The following is an 18,220-nucleotide window of genomic DNA, read 5'->3' as shown; positions in this document are numbered from 1 at the left end:
ACACTATTTCTATCCATTTTATTTTTTTCAATATAACTTTTATCCTCACATACAAAAAGCATTGGCATACGCCAATGCTTTTTTATTATCTTTTTTGATTCGGTTTATGCGGTTCATTTGGAGTATATGGCTTATTTGGTTTATTTGGAGCCTCAGCCTTTTTCCAACTTACCGCTAACTCTGGACTTGTTTTTTCTTCACTACGCTCAAGTAATACTACTGCATTTTGAATAGTCGGTGTACCTTTATGCGCAATCCCTTGTAATTTCGTTAAATTTCCTGATACTTTAAAGCTAAATCCACCAGCTGGTGTTTGTTTCGGGATTAAAATGCGGAACTTTTCTCCTACATTAAATTCTGTTTTTGTTTCGCCTTTTTCATTTGCAAATTTCACGCCCGCTGGTGCACCTGTTGCTTGCACTTTATACGTTCCGCTTTTTGCATTTGTTTCTACTGTATATAAACCTGTTTCAAAGAAATCATTTTTTAATACTGCTTCTTGTTCTTCTGTAGGAGTTACACTCATCGTAATTTCTTGTAACTCTTCACTAGCGCTTGCTTTTGCAACGATGTCTTTCGTTACTTTCTCTACATTTTTATTTCGGAAATCTAAATCATTAATATCGATTTGTTTTAACGCATTCCACACTGCAAGCTGCGTTGCGTAATGTGCTTCTCTCCAATCAGAAACACCTAATTCTTGTGGACTCTTTTGTGGATATCCATTCAATAGTACACGGTATACGTTAATATCCACTTTCCCCATTTCCGGTAAATCTTGACCGCTTGGAGATTTCAAATCTACATTTAAGCAAAAAGCAATTTTGCCATCTGTGGTTTTAATAAGCTCTGTTCGAATTGGTTTCTTCTTTGACTTACTATAACTCCAATTCATTTCATACTTTGTATGGTCCATAACTTCTGCAAATGCTTTTTGAAGCGGGAATAACACAAATAAAACACTTAAAAACATAGCTAAAATCTTGAACGATTGCTTTATATTCATGTTTACAGCCCCTTATCACAAACTTAATACTAAGTAGTATTTATTTAGAAACTATTTTTATGCACAAAAAAAGAGTGCTTTTACGCACTCTTCTTTCTTACTTTAATCTTAGAAATCGAAGTTATCAGGATCTGGACCAACGCGGTGATTTTGATTTAACGCATCGATTTTTTCCATATCTTCTTTCGTTAATTCGAAATTAAATATATCGGCATTTGCAATAATGCGGTGTTCTTTCGTTGATTTTGGAATAGTGATTACTCCATTTTGAAGATCCCAACGTAAAATAACTTGCGCTGTTGTTTTACCGTGTTTCTCAGCAATTTCTTGTAATGTTTCATTATCTAATAATTGACCTTGCATAAGTGGTGACCATGCTTCCATTTGAATACCTTGTTCTTTACAGAAAGCTTGTAATTCTTTTTGTGTTAAACGAGGGTGGTATTCTACTTGGTTAATCATTGGTTTAATTTCTGCATCTTTCATTACATCTTGTAAGTGATGAATTTGGAAATTACTTACCCCAATTGCACGTACGCGTTTTTCTTTATAAAGTGTTTCTAACGCTCTCCACGTATCTTTGTATTTCCCTTCTACAGGCCAATGAACAAGGTATAAATCTAAATAATCCAGCTCTAATTTTTTTAAGCTTTCTTCATATGCAGCAAGTGTCGTTTCATATCCTTGATCCGAATTCCACACTTTTGAAGTAATGAATAAATCTTCACGAGAAATGCCTGCTTCTTTTATACCTGCGCGAATTCCTTCACCTACAGCTTTTTCATTTCCGTAAATTGCAGCTGTATCAATGCTGCGGTATCCTGCTTTAATTGCCGATTTCACTGCTTCTACAAGTTCTGGTCCATCCTCTACTTTAAATACACCTAAACCGAACCAAGGCATTTCTACACCATTATTTAATACTGTTTTACTTTGTAAGTTTTTCATTTTATTTTCTCTCCTTTTATTTTACTTGATCTCTTTTTTCTAATGTCATACTCCACGCAGTTAAAACAACAGCACCTACTACCATAATTCCACCTACCCAAGCCGTATGAATTAATCCTAACGAGTTCGTTACAATACCGCCCAAGTAAGCACCAAGAGCAATTCCTGCGTTAAATGCTGCAATGTTAATCGCCGATGCTACATCAACAGCGCTAGGTACAAACCTCTCAGCTAATATAACAACATACACTTGTAGCCCTGGAACATTCATAAATGCGAATAGTCCCATGAAAATAATTGTGATGAATCCAGCGACTTTAAATGGCGCTGTAAATGTTAAAACAAATAATACAATCGCTTGAATAAAGAACATGTAAAATAACGCTCGAATCGGATTATGATTTGATAATTTTCCCCCGACCATATTCCCAATCGCAATTGCAATTCCGTATACTAACAAAATAATTGTAACGGTACTTGCTTTAAATCCTGTTACTTCTTGTAATAACGGAGATAAATACGTAAATGTTACGAACGTTCCCCCGTATCCTAATGCAGTAATAATAAATACAAGTAACAGTCTTCCATTCGTAATCAGCTTAAATTGATCGCGAAATGATACAGACGTACCTTTTTTTAAATTAGAAGGAATTAGCATACTATTGGCGATTAAAGCAACGATTCCAATGGCCACAATAACAATAAACGAGGCCCTCCAGCCAAATTGTTGACCGATAAATGTTCCAATTGGTACACCTGTAATAGTCGCAACAGTTAAACCAGTAAACATAAATGCTATTGCACTTGCACGTTTATTCTCAGGTACAAGCGCAGCCGCAATTGTAGATCCAATTGACATAAAAACACCATGCGCAAATGCAGATACAACCCTCGCAATAAGTAACACAGTAAAACTTGTTGCTACCGCCGCAATTCCATTACCAATAATGAAAATAATCATAATCCACATTAATAACGTCTTTCGCGACATACTAGCTGTTAATGACGTTAATACTGGAGCACCAAACGCTACTCCTAATGCATATAAAGAAACAGTTAACCCCGCTGTTGTAACAGAAACATGTAAATCCTCTGAGATAGATGGTAATAAGCCGACACTAATAAATTCAGTTGTACCAATTCCAAACGCACTAATTGCTAGTGCTAATAAAGCAAACATACTTCTCCGATTCGTCTGCATAACCGAAGAAGATACTGTATATGAATTCAATTGAACTCCTCCTTAATGCGAGAAATCCAATCATAATAGTATGATAAAAAGGCCTTTTTATCTTCTACAAAAATAACTTTACTGTTGATATACGCTATTATGAATGGCTTTACTCTTTTTTTGAAGAACGCACTTAAAAGTACGATAGGTACCTAAAAGTAACATAGGCACTTTTTAGTACCGTACTACTCATTTCCCTCTTACGTATGCTATTATGGAACATATTCAACATGATAAAAAGTACGTACTTTAAAGTGCTATAGGCACTTTTTAGTAACATTTAATTATTTAGCTTCTTTTGTTGGAGAACTTAAATCTACATTCATCAAAGGAGATTTTTATATGAAGAAATACAATATTCCCGTTGAAGCGACTTTAGAGGTTATCGGTGGAAAATGGAAGGTTGTTATCCTTTGTCATCTAACGAAAGGCACAAAAAGAACGAGTGAACTAAAACGTTTAATGCCTGGGATTACACAAAAAATGTTAACTCAGCAATTACGTGAATTAGAAGACGATGGGGTTATTCAAAGAAAGGTATACAATCAAGTACCACCAAAAGTAGAATATTCACTTACAGAATACGGTTGGTCTTTAGAGTCCATTCTTGATTCTCTTTGTACTTGGGGCGAATGCCATCTTGAAAAAAGCGGTAACACCTCGATGCTAATTGTAGAAGGTGAATAATAGGAAAAAGGAAAAAACGAACATGAATTTGTTCATTTTTTCCTTTTTTTCTTTATATGTATATACATTTCTAACTGGAACAAAATATTTTATACGCTTTCATACCTTGTCAGCACTACGTTATACACTCAATATCAAATAATTAGGAATCATTTTTATGTTAACATAGGTGTATATAGTATATAATATAGGATATATATTATATACACTTTCCGGTAACGGAGCTTTTCCATTATGCGGACAAGCCATGTATCGGACAGTTCATAAATAATAAGTAAGACGTTATGGTTTTAGATTTATGTTTGCAGCTTACTTGCTGTCATAAATTTAAAGGCATTTTATTGTGTTTTGTGAAACTTTGTATAAAGTTTCGTAAACGTTTACTATCTTACTTATAAAAAATAAGAGTATTGCTATCGTAAAGGAGAATTGGAGATGCCAGAAACTATGACTCAAACAAAGCCAGAACAAGAAACTGTACAAATTTCTGCTAGCCAAGGACAACTTGATGTACTTGATCAGTTGTTAAAACCTGAGGTACAAGAATCATTAACAACACTAGTAGAACAGCTTCCAAAATTAACTGAGCTTGTTAATATTTTAACTAAGTCTTATGACTTCGCTCAAACTGTTGCTACTGATGAAGTATTAAAAAGCGACACTGTTGGTGCAATTACAGAGCTTGTAGAACCTGTAAAAGATACAGTGAAAAGCATGGCTGCAACTGCAATCGAAGCGAAAGATCGTGCTGAAGAAAGCAACGAAGTTATCGGCCTATTCGGCCTGTTAAAATTACTAAAAGATCCACAAGCACAAAAAATGTTCCGCTTTGTGAACGCATATCTTCAAATTAGTGCAGAACGTAACAATAAATAATTTAACTTATAACAACAATTAGTAAAGACGGGGGATATCATACTATGTCAAAACAAATTGTCATCTTAGGCGCTGGTTATGGCGGTCTTCTTGCCGCTTTAAACGTACGTAAATATTACAGCAAATCAGAAGCACAAGTTACAGTGATTAACCAATACCCAACACACCAAATCATCACTGAACTACACCGCCTTGCAGCTGGTAACGTGTCTGAGCAAGCAGTTGCAATGCCACTTACAAAGCTTTTCAAAGGGAAAGACATCGATCTTAAAATCGCAACAGTTGAGTCATTCTCAGTTGATAGCAAAGAAATCAAACTAGCTGGTGGCACTACTTTATCTTACGATGCACTTGTAGTTGCTTTAGGAAGTAAAACTGCTTACTTCGGTATTCCAGGACTAGAAGAAAACAGCATGGTATTAAAATCTGCTGCTGATGCAAACAAAATCTACAAACACGTTGAAGACCGTATTCGTGAATACGCGAAAACGAAAAACGAAGCTGATGCTACAATCGTAATCGGTGGTGGCGGATTAACTGGCGTTGAGCTAGTTGGTGAGCTTGCTGACATTATGCCTAAACTTGCAAAAAGCCACGGCGTAAATCCAAAAGAAGTTAAACTTCTTCTTGTTGAAGCAGGTCCAAAAATCCTTCCAGTATTACCAGACCACTTAATCGAACGTGCAACTACTAGCCTAGAAGCACGCGGCGTTACATTCTTAACTGGTCTTCCTGTAACAAACGTTGCTGGCAATGAAATCGACTTAAAAGACGGTCAAAAACTTGTTGCTAACACATTCGTTTGGACAGGCGGCGTACAAGGTAACCCATTAATCGGTGAATCAGGTCTTGAAGTTAACCGTGGACGTGCAACAGTTGATGCATACCTACAATCTACTTCTCACAAAGACGTATTCGTTGCTGGAGACAGCGCAGTTGTCTTCGCTCCAGACGGACGTCCATACCCACCAACTGCACAAATCGCTTGGCAAATGGGTGAGTTAATTGGATACAACTTATACGCAGCACTAGAAGGCAAAGCATTCGAAGAGTTCGCACCTGTAAACTCTGGAACACTTGCTAGTCTAGGACGTAAAGATGCGGTTGCTACAATTGGAGCAAGCAATACTCCACTTAAAGGCTTACCAGCATCATTAATGAAAGAAGCAAGTAACGTTCGTTACTTATCACACATTAAAGGTCTATTCAGCTTAGCTTACTAATCTGAATATAAGCCCGAATCATGCCCTGCATGGTTCGGGCTATTTTTTATCCGTAATTTTCTCTAACTTATTTATTCGTCAAAAAAATTATATACCCTTTAAATTTATCTAAATATACTGACTTTTTACATTAAAAGCTGTCCCGTTCGGAACAGTTCTTATTGTCGCTTTTTGTCGGTAAATCGATATATTGGGAAAATCGCTGATATATTCGGATTTGCGCTGATATATTTCGAAAATCGCCGATATAATTTGAGTTACGGTCGATATATTCGAAAAATCGCCGATATATTTTCCAGCCTTACTTATTATCCTAATTTCACAAGACTGTAGTTCTTCTTCCCTTTACGAATAATAATAAATCTTCCATCAAATGAATTTTCTACAGTAACATCTGTACCCACATCTGTTACTTTCTCACCATTCATAGAAATCGCACCATTATTAATGTCCTCGCGTGCTTGTCGTCTAGATGGTTCAATCCCTAAATCGACTAGCCACTCTACGATGTTTTTCGTCTCTTTTGAAGACTGGAATGTTGGCATTTCTTTAAAGCCTTGTTCAATTTCATCAGCTGTTAACGATTTAATATCTCCGCTAAATAACGCTGCTGTAATTTTCTCAGCTTGCAGGAACGCCTCTTCTCCATGAACAAATTTCGTCATTTCTTCCGCTAACACTTTTTGCGCTTCACGTTTATGAGGCTCTGTTTCTACCTTCGCTGCTAATTCATCAATACGCTCTTTCGTTAAGAACGTAAAGTATTTCAAGTATTTAATTACATCACGGTCATCTGTATTTACCCAGAACTGGTAAAATTCAAACGGTGTCGTTTTTTCAGGATCAAGCCAAACCGCACCACCCGCTGATTTACCAAACTTCGTACCGTCCGATTTTAATAATAACGGAATCGTTAATCCGAATACTTTCGCCTCATGACCTTCTAACTTACGAATTAAATCTAAACCACTCGTAATATTTCCCCATTGGTCACTACCACCAATTTGCAGCTGAACATCCTCTTTCGTGTATAAATGATGGAAGTCCATCGCTTGCAAAATTTGGTACGTGAATTCTGTGAAAGAAATACCTGTATCTAAACGGCTTGCTACAATATCCTTCGCTAACATGCTATTGATGCTAAAGTTTTTCCCGTAATCACGTAAAAACTCAATAATATTTATTTCATGTGTCCAATCATAGTTATTTACCATCTTCACTTCGCTATTTCCACCAAAATCAAATAGCTTTTTCATTTGTACTGTTAACGCATCTACATTATGCTGAACCACTTCTAACGTTTGAAGCTGACGCTCTGATTGTCGTCCACTCGGATCACCAATTGTTCCTGTTGCCCCGCCAATTAAAATAACAGGATGATGGCCAGCTAATTGGAATCTCTTCATCATCATAAACGGAATCAAATGTCCGATATGCATACTATCACCAGTTGGATCAACTCCGCAATATAGTGAAATCTTTTTCTCTTCTACTAGCTTACGTAAGCCTTCTTCGTCAGTCTGCTGATTAACGGCGCCGCGCCATTCTAATTCATCAATAATATTCATCTTTTGTCATCCCCTTTATTTTAAAAAAACAAAAAAGCCCCTATGTCTACGATAGACATAGGGACGATTATTCACCGTGTTACCACCCAGTTTGCATAAATAGCATAGCTACTCATACCACTCTTAGCAATAATATCGATTGCTAGTCCGCTTAGCATTACCTAAGATACTCCAGAGTGTAATTCGCAAGTTTGTTTGTGCTAGGTTCCAGCAACCCCTAGCTCTCTCGTTAACAGTGACAAACTGCTACTGGGCTCTTTCAACGTATGTTATTTGTTAAATTATTAGCCATTATATTGAATTGAAAACAAATTGTCAACAATACCCAAATGTTATTTTAAAATAATTCATATCTTCATACGTATTTCGTTATTCTTTATCTTCTCCAATAATCCTTACTTCTCGCTCCAACTTCACGCCAAATTTCTCTTCAACTGTCTTTTGTACAAAGTGAATTAAATCGATGTAATCTTGTGCTGTTCCGTTATCAACATTCACCATAAATCCAGCGTGTTTTAAAGAAACTTCTACTCCACCAATTCGCTTACCTTGTAGTCCTGAGTCTTGAATTAACTTACCAGCAAAGTTATTTGGTGGACGCTTAAATACGCTACCACATGAAGGATATTCTAGAGGCTGTTTTGACTCACGTTTAAACGTTAAATCATCCATTTTGGCTTTAATTTCTTCATGTACACCTTCTTCAAGTTCAAATCTCGCTTCAAGAATAATGTAATGGTTGTTCGCAAATACACTCTTACGATATCCAAATTCAAATGCTTCTTTCGTCAAAGTACGTAGCTCTCCATCACCTGTCATTACGACAGCTTCTGTTAATACAAACGAAATTTCACCGCCGTATGCACCAGCATTCATATATAATGCTCCGCCAACTGAACCTGGAATACCACAAGCAAACTCAAGACCCGTTAAGTTATGGTCTAAGGCAATACGTGATACGTCAATAATTGCTGCACCACACTGTGCTACAATCGTCGTTCCTGTTACAGTAACACCTGTAATATGAATTAAACTTACTGTAATCCCGCGAATTCCACCATCTTTAATAATGACATTCGATCCATTTCCTAAAAACGTAACTGGAATATTATATTCGTTCGCATATTTAATAACTTCTTGAATTTCATCATAATTTGTAGGCGCAACAAAAACATCTGCTTTTCCGCCAACTTTAATATGCGTATGATTCTTTAACATTTCATCTTGTTTAACATGTCCTTCAGGCAATACCGTACTTAAATATTTATAAACCTCTTGCATATTCATTTTACGATTCCTCTATTTCTATATTCATTTTATCCCGTTATACGGGCCCATAATATCCCCACGTACATGAAAGAACCTAAAGTGGTGGATACAGTGTACCCAAAATCAATTCGAGACACCTATAAACCTCTTAATTTATAAGAGGTGCCAATCATATTAAAATATATATTGCATAATAAAGCAACCCAAATGGACTACTAAACTTGACATGTCATCAGAAAGACAACAATTTGTAAAATATGTGACTTTTTCAAAACACTATCCCTCAGTATCTTACTATACCATATAAAAAGAAAGTGGTATTTTTTTGTACTTTTTACTTTATTTACATCAATAAAAAAGAGCACATCCCACAGAATGTGCTCTTTCTATACTCTTTATATTACTTTTCGTTCTCTTCTTTTTCTTTATCAAACCATAACAGCTCATCGTTATCAACTTCACCATTATAATTGATTAAAATTTCTTCTCCTGCTTTTATATCTTTATAAGCATAGAAGTTAAATGTATGATTCTCAAAAACGATGTCATACGTTGCATTCGGTGTATATGAATGATTAAATAACATACCATATCCTAAAAGGATTGCCGTATGATTGATTCCATACTCAAATGCGTAATCAGCAAGTAACGTTTTCTCAATATGTTCATGCTGTTCATTCGGATAAGAGATAACTGGTGCTGCGTGTATCAACTCACCCTTTTTAATATCACGAGTTGCAAATACACCTCTATTAAATTCTCCATCACTAAGTTCAGAAGTCTTAACTTCGATCATATGCGTCACCTATATAATTCTTTCTTTGAAGTATTTTATTCCGCTATTTGCGGATAGCTTGATTGGTGAGGGCTAATAATCAGTATGTACTAGTCTCACTTTATCTCCTTAAGCTTGGCAGAAAACGCGCAGAAAAGCAATTAAATTCCTATCAAGTATTCGTTTCAATGAAAAAAGAGCACATCACTCGTGCTCTTTCTAAGCAATATTACTTTTCTAAAATATCTTCTAACAACTTCACTTGCTCGCTAACAGTTTGTAACGTCTTCACTGACGTATCATTTCGATGTTTTTCTTCTTCCACACTCGCTAGCACTTCTTCTGTAGCTGTAGAAGTTTGCTGAATTACGTTAGAAGCATGCGTAACATCCTTTACAATATTCGTCGTTTTAACTTGGAAACTTTCTTGATGAACAACAACCTCTCGCATTACTTCATTAATCGCATCAATAAACTTCCCTAAATCAGTTACATTTGTTAAAACGCTTGCTAACATCTCGTTACATTCTTCTTGTACTCTTTCTGACTTCTCTACTTGCACTTCTACCTTACTTGCTTGATTACTAAACTCCTTCAAAATCCCTTGAATTCTTCCCGCAGAACGATTTGATTCTTCAGCAAGCTTTAACACTTCACTCGCTACAATAGCAAAACCTTTTCCATGCTCGCCTGCCCTCGCAGCTTCAATATTTGCATTTAAAGCTAGCAAACTCGTCTGACTTGAAATATTCGTTATTACATCTACAATTTCATTAATTTGTTTCGATTGCATCATTAAATCTCTAAATATAATTCCAGACTGTGAAACAACATCATTTAAACTTCTCATGTTAGTTTCAAAATTTCTTAGAGTATGTACACTACCTTTTGAAATTTCTAAGCTTTCATCCACATGAGCCGATGCAGTTCTTACTTGAGAGATGATTTTTTCAATATTTCCCTCCATATCATTCAATACTTCTACCGAACGATACATCATCTCTGATTGTGATTGTGTACCAACTGCCACCTCTTCAAAGGCAAAATTAATTTCACTCATCGATTCCATCGACGTGTTCATATTTTGTCTTAAATGATTGAAATTACTATCTAGTTTCACAACTGTTTCTTCAATAAGTCTTTGCGTCTCTTCTAACTCCTGAGCTTTTCTCATTACTTCTTGCTTCTCATCACTTAAACGAAGGAGCAGATTAGAACCGATTTTCGTGACGCCCCACATAGCGATTGTTACAATCGCTAACAAACTTGCGAAATTAGCAGCTTCAGACGAGGCTGTATAAGCAAAAAATTGCTCCGGCCAATAGCTACAAAGGATAAATGTGATCACAACAGCTATCCCGCCAAGAATTAAAATGAGGCGCTCACTTAAGTAAATAAGTGAAACAGCTAATGTAAAATAGACCATTTGAAATACAGCCGGGCTTTCATTAAAAGCTTGTACCATAATGTAAGACATTGTAAGCAACATAAATGTCATGATATATTTATACACTGATTCCATACTTTTTATAAAAGTAAAAAGCGTTCCAAATGCAACGACAGAAATACCACAAATCCAAAATGCTATTGCTCTCTCTGTAAAAATATATCCATAATACCCAATCGCGATTATCCCAAGGAAGAAACTACAAATCGTTATAAACAGTAATAAATGATTTTTCTGTGATTCTTTCTCAAGGTTAGAAAAACAAGTCCTCTTTAACCACTCCATATGAAGCCCCACCTTCTACTTATACATATCAATTACTTCAGTTTAAATACCGCACTTACTGGGTTATGATCGCTATTTTCAAACTTTAAATCTTTCCCTTGTACATTTACAATCTCTACATTCGGTGAAACGATAAAGCCATCAATAATAGTGACGAAATTTTCACCTTCTACATATTTCTTTACATCATCTCTTACAGTCATAACAGACGGATCTACAGCCCACTTAAAGCCACCGTCTGTAAAGTCCTTCGGTAACTCTACTAACCACTCAGGACGCTCTTTCACGAACTTCGGATCACTTAATTGAGCGTTCGAAACCAATTGATTCCAATCTCCACCCATTATTACGTAATCACCATTTTCATAATGCTTGTTCATATATTCTTTTAAATACTCTACTTGCTGTTTTCTAATTTTCCCGCCTTCATCATAAGCAGACAAATGTAAATTTACGAGTCTAACATGTTTTCCATTATTAACAGGAATTTTATATTCCACAATTGCTCGATCTAAATCAAACAAACGCTTTGGCCAAGGCTCCATTCCAGGCAGCTGGAACCTCTTCGCTTCTTGAACAGTGTATTTAGAAAACGTACTTAATCCAGCCTCCGCATATCCCATTGGATTTGTTATTGGCACTGGAACCCATTTCGTATCGTAGTTCTTGCCAAATGACGAAACATAATCAGGTAATCCTTTTTTCAAAAATTCATGTCCATTTACATCAAATGAACGAAGTGACTTTATATCAACTTCTTGTAATAGCGCAAAATCACTATTCTCATTTTGTAAAAACGAAAGCATATTCTTTAAATTAGTTTCCGTTTGCTCTTTACTACTTGAACCAGATCCCTTTCCACCATCCATAAAGAAATCTTGATCCTTATCTAACCCAGCATATCCAATATTAAATGTTGTAACTTTAAATTCATTCCCAGTCGCTAATACGCGCTCCTTATTATTCTCCACCTTCAAGCTTATAACATCAGCAGGCTGTTCTTTAGTAAGTGTCATATAAGCTAGAAATCCTCCTACAATGCCCGCTACTACTAAAACACATGTAAATACGATTTTTAAAAATTTCTTCAAATAAATGACTCCTTTTCACGCAAATTTATTTTTCTTTATTTTCAGTCAAATAAAACAAAACGACACACATAAGAAACATTTTATCATAATTAAAACCGTATATCACTATATTTAGTTGATAAGTAATCGATCCCATTTTAATTACTTAAAAAGCCTTCAGACATCAAAAAAAGAAAAGTTACACCCTCCTCCTCACTGGAAATTAAACGGTATATTTAGTACACTATATGTAATAATCATAGGCGATGGAGTTCGCCATAAACGCTGCTTAGCTAATGACTCCTACCAGTATGGATACTGGTAGGAGTCTATTTTTTTGAGCAAGCTATTTAAAGAGGTGAGAAAATTGATTTATATTATCGTCGGCATTGCTGGTATATTAGGAGCTCTTTCTCGTTATTATTTAGGTCTTAATATCAACACATTTTGGCATCATTCATTTCCATTGGCAACATTACTCATTAACTTAATCGGTTGCTTTTTCTTAGCGTGGCTAACTACTTATATCGCTCGGCTAAACATCTTACCTTCAGAGGTTATCACAGGCATCGGAACTGGATTCATCGGTTCCTTTACGACTTTTTCAACATTTAGTGTAGAAACTGTGCAATTAATCAATCATTCTGAGTGGAGCATAGCCTTCTTATATGTATCATGTAGCATACTTGGTGGCCTCATTATGTCTGGCCTTGGCTATACACTTGGAGATTTCTTAATTAAGAAATCTCTTACGGAAGGTGATTACTCATGATAGAAGCTTTATTAGTCGCAACAGGAGGATTTTTCGGTGCGATTACACGATTTGCAATTAGCAATTGGTTTAAGAAAAGAAATAAAACACAATTTCCAATTGCTACATTCCTTATTAATATAACAGGGGCATTTTTACTTGGATATATAATCGGCAACGGAGTTACTACAGGCTGGCAACTATTATTAGGTACTGGATTTATGGGCGCATTCACTACATTTTCTACGCTTAAATTAGAATCTGTTCAGCTTCTCAATCGTAAAAAGCTATACATCTTCCTTTTATATTTAAGTGCTACTTACATAATTGGTATCCTCTTCGCCTTCCTTGGAATGAAGCTAGGCGGAATATAAAAAAAGCGACTCTATTGAGTTGCTTTCTTTCATAAGAAATATGTCCCGCCATATGGAATGGAAAATAAACCAGCTGGATGTACATCGTAATGTACAATTTGCATCGGAAGTTGTGAATAGGGCATATACTGACTTTGCATCATTTGTGCAAAATATGCTTGTTGCTGCATTTGAATAGTTTGATTCACAGCATGAATTGTCCCTTGTGCCCCAGCCAGCGTAATAGCTGCCCCTACTTGTCTACCATTATAAAAATAATGATTCATCATGATTCATCTCACTTATTCTTTTTCTTCCATATGGTATGTTTCTATTTCATAGTGAGTGTTTTGTCCCTATCTATTGCCCTTTTTCAGCTTTGAAGTAATAAATCCAAATAGCAATATACCAATACCACTAAGGAACAATATATAACTTATCGGTACTAGGAAAAAGAAAGGTTCTTCAAGGAATCCATCCGCTCCTACTTTACTGTTTGAAGCATGTATCGTTAAAGAAATAATCGCTAAAATCATGAAAGAAATAGCTACTACGTATTTATTTTTCATTTCACATTCTCCTCTACTTATGTAATTCCCCTTAGATTCTTACCATCATATTATCCAAAAAAGAATTAACAGTCAATAATTATTTATTGTTAAACAATAAATAATTATTGACTAAACAAACAACAAAAAGGTTTGCAAAGCATCTTAAATCACTTCGCAAACCTTCTAAATTATAAATATTTACACTTCAAACCTCTTACTTAATACAATATACATTGCGCAAAATAGCACGAATATCCCAGCATAAATTAACAAAATCTCTACACTAAACATATCCGACAACGGACCAAATATTATCATTCCTAAAGGAAGCGCGCATGAATTCGCAATTTGTACAAGGCTAAACATCCGTCCGTGCATTGATGGTTCTACTTTCTCCTGCAATAACACAGTAACTGGTGTATTGAAGCACGGCATTGTTATACCAATTAAAAAATTAAAGACTAAATACATAATAAATATCGGTGCTATTCCGAGTCCAATCATAAGCAGTCCATATAATGCACAAGCTAGCGCTGTTGTATGCATACGATTACGAAAACCACCCCACGCTGCAATCAATACGCCACCAGCTGCCGCACCCGCACTAAAGGTCATCTCACTAGCAGTAAGTCTCCACATTTCGGCCCCGAAAGAACGAGTTACCATTAAAGGTGTTAAAAAAGCAGCTGGACTTATTAAAATCATGACGATAATCAATAAAACGATTAGCCTTTTAATAAATACATTTTCTTTTAAATAAGTGAACCCTTCTTTAATTCCTTGTAGATTAGATTTTTGCTTACTTTCTACATTCACATGTCCTTCCACATGAATGACAAACATAATACTAATTCCAATCATAGCTGTAATAACATCAATAAAAAATGTTGTTTCAATGCTGGCAATAGAAAGAATCGCAGCACTTGCTGCTGGAGAAAGAAACATAATTAAAGATGTAATACTGCTATTTATTCCATTTACTTTCATAAGATACTCTTTCGGAACGATTTGCGGAATTAATGCATTCACAGCTGGCGTTTGTACTCCTGTTCCAGCTGAACGAACGAGTAACACAATAAAAAGTAACCAAATACTTTTATATCCTGTTAAAAATAAAATTGCTAAGACTAACGTCGCAATCGCTATAATTCCATCCGATAACATAATCATCTTTTTACGGTCATAACGATCAATCCAAACACCTGCAAACAAAGATATCGCAATTTGTGGTAGAAAACCGCAAACAGTTGAAATAGTCAACATCACTCCTGATGATGTTGTAAGGGTGATATACCATATAATCGCGTATTGCACGAGAGAGGAACCGAACAACGAAATAGTTTGAGCGGTCAAAAATAATATAATTTTCGTTTTCCAATTGTTTTCACTCATATGTTTCACACCCCCTTAACTAATCCCGTCTCTATATGAAAGATGCTATCTGCCCAATCAAGATAAAAACTTGCTTCGTGAGATACGAGTATAATGCTGCCCTTAAACTTAATTAACGCCTTTTGCAAAGCTTCCTTCGCTTCTGCATCCAAATGATTTGTCGGCTCATCTAAAATTAAGAAGTTACAAGGTGATAGTAATAATCCACACAGTTTCACCTTCGATTGTTCACCACCACTTAACGTACGAATTTCTTGCGAAACGTGCGTATCCTTCACTCCACACGCAGCTAAATGATGGCGTATTTCCTTCATATTCAGTTTAGGAAACTGTTCTGAAATAATTTGAAGCGGCGTTAAAGAATCATTGCTCCAATTTAAATCTTGCTCATAATATCCAATCTTTATTTGCTCTGAAAAGTGAAACTCTCCAGAAATACTAGCAATATTTCCAACGATTGTTTTTAATAAAGTAGATTTCCCTACTCCATTGAAACCTGTAATGACAAGTTTTTGCCCACCCATTACTGAAAAATTCAACTTTGGTAAGAGAGCGAAGTCGTAACCAACTTCAAGATTATTTACTTCAAGAACTGTCTGAACTGAAATGGGAAGTTCCTGAAAATGAATAGACGGTTTATGAGTAAAACTTGGTGGCGCAATTCTTTCCATACGCTGTAATTGTTTTCTACGACCTTGCGCTATTTTTGAATTCACCCCAGCAATATTTCTACGAATATACTCTTCCGTTTTTTCAATTTTCTTTTGCTGTGCACAATATTGGCGAATATAATCTTTTCGCAAATGCTCCTTTTGTCTTACAAAATCTGAGTATTTGCCGTAATACTTCTTAACTGTTCCGAACTCTACATCACATATGCAAGAAGTTACCTTTTCCAGAAAATCAAAATCATGTGATACGACAATAAACGCTCCTTCAAAATTCATTAAATAATTAGCAAGCCACTCCACATGCTCCTTATCTAGAAAATTCGTCGGTTCATCTAGCAATAAAATATTAGGCTCTTCTAATAAGAGCTTCGCTAAAATTACCTTTGCACGCTGCCCTCCGCTTAATTCACCAATCACACAATTCATCCCAATCACATCAATACCTAAACCGGCTGCCACCTTATTCGTAATACTATCTACTGAATAAAAATCACGAGCCTCGAGCAGTCCTTGAATTTCTGCCGCTTTCAATAGTTGATTTTCATCTCCAGTCATCGCACTTTCTTCATATAACTTGTTCATTCTCTTTTCCATTTCATACAAATCATAAAAGGCTCTCTTTAAATATTGTGAAATGGTATAACCCTCATCAATTTCTGCGTATTGATCAAGATGTCCAATTTGAATATTAGGTTGCCACTTTATGTCTCCCTTATCAGGAATAATTTCCCCCACCAATATTTTCATTAATGTGCTTTTTCCTGCACCATTCTGTCCAACAATTCCCATATGCTCCCCTTTATGCAAATCAAAAGAAGCATTTTCGTATAATACTTTATCTATAAAACTATGTGATAAACTTTCCACTTTAAGTAAACTCATTTTTATTCCTCTTTTCCTGAAATTAAAAAAAGCAGAGAGATAGCGTCATTCGACACTAGCCCTCTGCTTCGTGGTTTTTCCTATACTACTCCAATTTATAGTAAAGACTCATCGGAATAATATACACAAAGGGCCATAGACAAAGCATTGTCTATGGCCCCTTAATCTATTTTATACACCAGCTGAAAAACCATAACGAAATAAGCATAGATAAACTATACTTTTTTAGAAAAGTTATTCAGCCGATGAATATAGGGGATTTATGCCCCTTGATTAAGCTCCGTACAACGCTTCACCGTATACATTTGTGCGGAGCAAAGTTTTCTAATGAGTTTTACAAATTTTATATAAAGCATATTATGCACCTTCCTTAATACTTAAAAAGGATTTTAGCATACGGTTTTACGAAGCGTCAACATTACTTCCGAATCTTTCAACTACTTGTTTTCAAAATATTGCTTCTGAAACATACACATTCTTATTGCATTATGATAGTTACCATCAACGAAAAACTCATCGATAAGCTCACCTTCTACCATAAACCCAACTTTTTTATAAACATGTACTGCCTTTTCATTTTCCTTATCCACAACTAAATAAATCTTATGCATATTTAGTACGGAAAAAGCGTAATCCATTGCTAAACGCGTCGCATCCACTGCATAACCATATCCTTGATAATTCGGATCAATAATGATTTGGAATTCTGTTCTACGGTGAATATAATCGATTTCTACTAACTCAACTAATCCAACCATTTCATTGTCTTTCTCAACGATAAATCGGCGTTCGCTTTGATCATGTATATGTTTATCATATAAGTCTTGCAGCTCCACAAATGCCTCATACGGCTCTTCAAACCAATACGACATAATATGCGCATTATTATTCAGTTCGTGTACAAACTTTAAATCTTCTCGTTCTAATGGACGTAACTTCAATTCCTGATTCATTCCTATAACCTCCAAGTAAAAGAAACCTCTTCACTTAATTTCTCAATTTTTTTCGATTTCAAACGCCCTAATTTCATTGTAAACTTTCAAGCAACTTGAAGGTCAAGATGTAACAATATTATGCCGAAATTTATAACCAATTAATAAAAAATGTAGGTATTTACAGTAACTTAACGAAAAAAGAACAGTCTTTTTGCTTTCCAAAAAGCTCAGTAAGATAAAATAAAATTATAAATATATCATCGCTAAAAATTAAGAAAAGGAGATGAACCTATGAGAATA

Annotated in this window: 18 protein-coding genes, 1 riboswitch and 1 other annotated feature; of the genes, 5 read left to right on the top strand and 13 right to left on the bottom strand. The window is 35.5% G+C overall.

Going from position 1 to position 18,220, the window contains the following annotated elements:
• Window positions 1-85: 85 nt before the first annotated feature.
• The 3 genes from ACQGS6_RS11750 to ACQGS6_RS11740 form a co-directional block, all read right to left on the bottom strand.
• Window positions 86-1,006, bottom strand: a complete 921-nt coding sequence (locus ACQGS6_RS11750; RefSeq protein WP_426965172.1) for a thioester domain-containing protein — start codon at window positions 1,004-1,006, stop codon at window positions 86-88.
• Window positions 1,007-1,114: 108 nt separating this feature from the next.
• The gene (locus ACQGS6_RS11745) at window positions 1,115-1,954 is read right to left on the bottom strand and encodes an aldo/keto reductase (protein WP_000793550.1); all 840 of its coding nucleotides are present in this window, start codon (window positions 1,952-1,954) and stop codon (window positions 1,115-1,117) included.
• 16 nt (window positions 1,955-1,970) lie between these two features.
• Window positions 1,971-3,155 (bottom strand): MFS transporter, encoded by a 1,185-nt coding sequence (locus tag ACQGS6_RS11740; RefSeq protein ID WP_162840098.1) that lies wholly within the window; start codon window positions 3,153-3,155, stop codon window positions 1,971-1,973.
• A 372-nt stretch (window positions 3,156-3,527) separates the two neighbouring features.
• On the opposite strand from ACQGS6_RS11740, the gene ACQGS6_RS11735 reads away from it, so the two are divergent.
• From ACQGS6_RS11735 to ACQGS6_RS11725, 3 genes are all read left to right on the top strand, one after another.
• Entirely contained in the window at window positions 3,528-3,872 is a 345-nt protein-coding gene (locus tag ACQGS6_RS11735) for a winged helix-turn-helix transcriptional regulator (RefSeq protein WP_000760475.1), read from the top strand.
• A gap of 435 nt (window positions 3,873-4,307) precedes the next feature.
• The gene (locus tag ACQGS6_RS11730) at window positions 4,308-4,748 is read left to right on the top strand and encodes a DUF1641 domain-containing protein (protein WP_001115311.1); all 441 of its coding nucleotides are present in this window, start codon (window positions 4,308-4,310) and stop codon (window positions 4,746-4,748) included.
• Between the two features lie 44 nt (window positions 4,749-4,792).
• Window positions 4,793-5,971, top strand: coding sequence for an NAD(P)/FAD-dependent oxidoreductase (locus ACQGS6_RS11725; protein ID WP_000043202.1), 1,179 nt, complete (start codon window positions 4,793-4,795; stop codon window positions 5,969-5,971).
• Window positions 5,972-6,279: 308 nt separating this feature from the next.
• Here the strand turns inward: ACQGS6_RS11725 and tyrS are convergent, their stop codons facing one another.
• From tyrS to ACQGS6_RS11700, 5 genes are all read right to left on the bottom strand, one after another.
• A complete protein-coding gene (gene tyrS / locus ACQGS6_RS11720; protein WP_426965171.1) occupies window positions 6,280-7,539 on the bottom strand; it encodes a tyrosine--tRNA ligase in 1,260 nt (419 codons plus the stop codon).
• Window positions 7,540-7,595: 56 nt separating this feature from the next.
• Window positions 7,596-7,811, bottom strand: a binding site (T-box leader).
• A gap of 97 nt (window positions 7,812-7,908) precedes the next feature.
• A complete protein-coding gene (murB, locus tag ACQGS6_RS11715) occupies window positions 7,909-8,826 on the bottom strand; it encodes a UDP-N-acetylmuramate dehydrogenase (protein ID WP_001057102.1) in 918 nt (305 codons plus the stop codon).
• A 382-nt stretch (window positions 8,827-9,208) separates the two neighbouring features.
• Window positions 9,209-9,604, bottom strand: a complete 396-nt coding sequence (locus ACQGS6_RS11710) for an SET domain-containing protein (protein ID WP_000573649.1) — start codon at window positions 9,602-9,604, stop codon at window positions 9,209-9,211.
• 208 nt (window positions 9,605-9,812) lie between these two features.
• Window positions 9,813-11,315, bottom strand: a complete 1,503-nt coding sequence (locus ACQGS6_RS11705) for a DUF4077 domain-containing protein (protein WP_000455085.1) — start codon at window positions 11,313-11,315, stop codon at window positions 9,813-9,815.
• Between the two features lie 32 nt (window positions 11,316-11,347).
• Complete coding sequence (locus tag ACQGS6_RS11700) at window positions 11,348-12,406, bottom strand: endonuclease/exonuclease/phosphatase family protein (protein ID WP_000714052.1); 1,059 nt, start codon at window positions 12,404-12,406, stop codon at window positions 11,348-11,350.
• Window positions 12,407-12,638: 232 nt separating this feature from the next.
• A riboswitch (Fluoride riboswitch) is annotated at window positions 12,639-12,698 on the top strand.
• Between the two features lie 54 nt (window positions 12,699-12,752).
• Here ACQGS6_RS11700 and crcB (ACQGS6_RS11695) point away from each other — a divergent pair.
• Window positions 12,753-13,157, top strand: coding sequence for a fluoride efflux transporter CrcB (gene crcB / locus ACQGS6_RS11695; RefSeq protein ID WP_000639312.1), 405 nt, complete (start codon window positions 12,753-12,755; stop codon window positions 13,155-13,157).
• Window positions 13,154-13,510 carry a fluoride efflux transporter CrcB gene (crcB, locus tag ACQGS6_RS11690; protein ID WP_000568585.1) on the top strand — a complete coding sequence of 119 codons (357 nt, stop codon included), beginning with the start codon at window positions 13,154-13,156 and terminating at the stop codon, window positions 13,508-13,510. The genes crcB (ACQGS6_RS11695) and crcB (ACQGS6_RS11690) overlap by 4 nt, the downstream gene beginning before the upstream one ends.
• 29 nt (window positions 13,511-13,539) lie before the next feature.
• Here the strand turns inward: crcB (ACQGS6_RS11690) and ACQGS6_RS11685 are convergent, their stop codons facing one another.
• The 5 genes from ACQGS6_RS11685 to speG form a co-directional block, all read right to left on the bottom strand.
• On the bottom strand, window positions 13,540-13,779 hold the full coding sequence (locus tag ACQGS6_RS11685; RefSeq protein ID WP_000980957.1) for a DUF3947 family protein: 240 nt from the start codon (window positions 13,777-13,779) through the stop codon (window positions 13,540-13,542).
• 66 nt (window positions 13,780-13,845) lie between these two features.
• On the bottom strand, window positions 13,846-14,058 hold the full coding sequence (locus ACQGS6_RS11680) for a DUF3955 domain-containing protein (RefSeq protein WP_000792610.1): 213 nt from the start codon (window positions 14,056-14,058) through the stop codon (window positions 13,846-13,848).
• A gap of 180 nt (window positions 14,059-14,238) precedes the next feature.
• Window positions 14,239-15,432: an MFS transporter gene (locus ACQGS6_RS11675; protein ID WP_426965169.1), complete on the bottom strand. Its 1,194-nt coding sequence runs from the start codon at window positions 15,430-15,432 to the stop codon at window positions 14,239-14,241.
• Window positions 15,433-15,437: 5 nt separating this feature from the next.
• Window positions 15,438-16,985: an ABC-F family ATP-binding cassette domain-containing protein gene (locus tag ACQGS6_RS11670; RefSeq protein WP_426965167.1), complete on the bottom strand. Its 1,548-nt coding sequence runs from the start codon at window positions 16,983-16,985 to the stop codon at window positions 15,438-15,440.
• A 437-nt stretch (window positions 16,986-17,422) separates the two neighbouring features.
• Window positions 17,423-17,938, bottom strand: a complete 516-nt coding sequence (speG, locus tag ACQGS6_RS11665; protein WP_001071092.1) for a spermidine N1-acetyltransferase — start codon at window positions 17,936-17,938, stop codon at window positions 17,423-17,425.
• Window positions 17,939-18,220 lie beyond the last annotated feature (282 nt).

The sequence above is a fragment of the Bacillus sp. GMs2/2 genome, from assembly GCF_050172095.1.
In the GTDB taxonomy this organism is placed as follows: domain Bacteria; phylum Bacillota; class Bacilli; order Bacillales; family Bacillaceae_G; genus Bacillus_A; species Bacillus_A cereus.
Note: the sequence above shows the minus strand (reverse complement) of the source record. Positions and strands in the feature narration are given on the sequence as shown.

Bases quoted from the DNA above. Each gene is read 5' to 3' on its own strand.
- ACQGS6_RS11750 (WP_426965172.1), bottom strand. From the start codon at position 1,006: ATGAATATAAAGCAATCGTTCAAGATTTTAGCTATGTTTTTAAGTGTT.
- ACQGS6_RS11745 (WP_000793550.1), bottom strand. From the start codon at position 1,954: ATGAAAAACTTACAAAGTAAAACAGTATTAAATAATGGTGTAGAAATG.
- ACQGS6_RS11740 (WP_162840098.1), bottom strand. From the start codon at position 3,155: ATGCAGACGAATCGGAGAAGTATGTTTGCTTTATTAGCACTAGCAATT.
- ACQGS6_RS11735 (WP_000760475.1), top strand. From the start codon at position 3,528: ATGAAGAAATACAATATTCCCGTTGAAGCGACTTTAGAGGTTATCGGT.
- ACQGS6_RS11730 (WP_001115311.1), top strand. From the start codon at position 4,308: ATGCCAGAAACTATGACTCAAACAAAGCCAGAACAAGAAACTGTACAA.
- ACQGS6_RS11725 (WP_000043202.1), top strand. From the start codon at position 4,793: ATGTCAAAACAAATTGTCATCTTAGGCGCTGGTTATGGCGGTCTTCTT.
- tyrS (WP_426965171.1), bottom strand. From the start codon at position 7,539: ATGAATATTATTGATGAATTAGAATGGCGCGGCGCCGTTAATCAGCAG.
- murB (WP_001057102.1), bottom strand. From the start codon at position 8,826: ATGAATATGCAAGAGGTTTATAAATATTTAAGTACGGTATTGCCTGAA.
- ACQGS6_RS11710 (WP_000573649.1), bottom strand. From the start codon at position 9,604: ATGATCGAAGTTAAGACTTCTGAACTTAGTGATGGAGAATTTAATAGA.
- ACQGS6_RS11705 (WP_000455085.1), bottom strand. From the start codon at position 11,315: ATGGAGTGGTTAAAGAGGACTTGTTTTTCTAACCTTGAGAAAGAATCA.
- crcB (WP_000568585.1), top strand. From the start codon at position 13,154: ATGATAGAAGCTTTATTAGTCGCAACAGGAGGATTTTTCGGTGCGATT.
- ACQGS6_RS11685 (WP_000980957.1), bottom strand. From the start codon at position 13,779: ATGATGAATCATTATTTTTATAATGGTAGACAAGTAGGGGCAGCTATT.
- ACQGS6_RS11680 (WP_000792610.1), bottom strand. From the start codon at position 14,058: ATGAAAAATAAATACGTAGTAGCTATTTCTTTCATGATTTTAGCGATT.
- ACQGS6_RS11675 (WP_426965169.1), bottom strand. From the start codon at position 15,432: ATGAGTGAAAACAATTGGAAAACGAAAATTATATTATTTTTGACCGCT.
- ACQGS6_RS11670 (WP_426965167.1), bottom strand. From the start codon at position 16,985: ATGAGTTTACTTAAAGTGGAAAGTTTATCACATAGTTTTATAGATAAA.
- speG (WP_001071092.1), bottom strand. From the start codon at position 17,938: ATGAATCAGGAATTGAAGTTACGTCCATTAGAACGAGAAGATTTAAAG.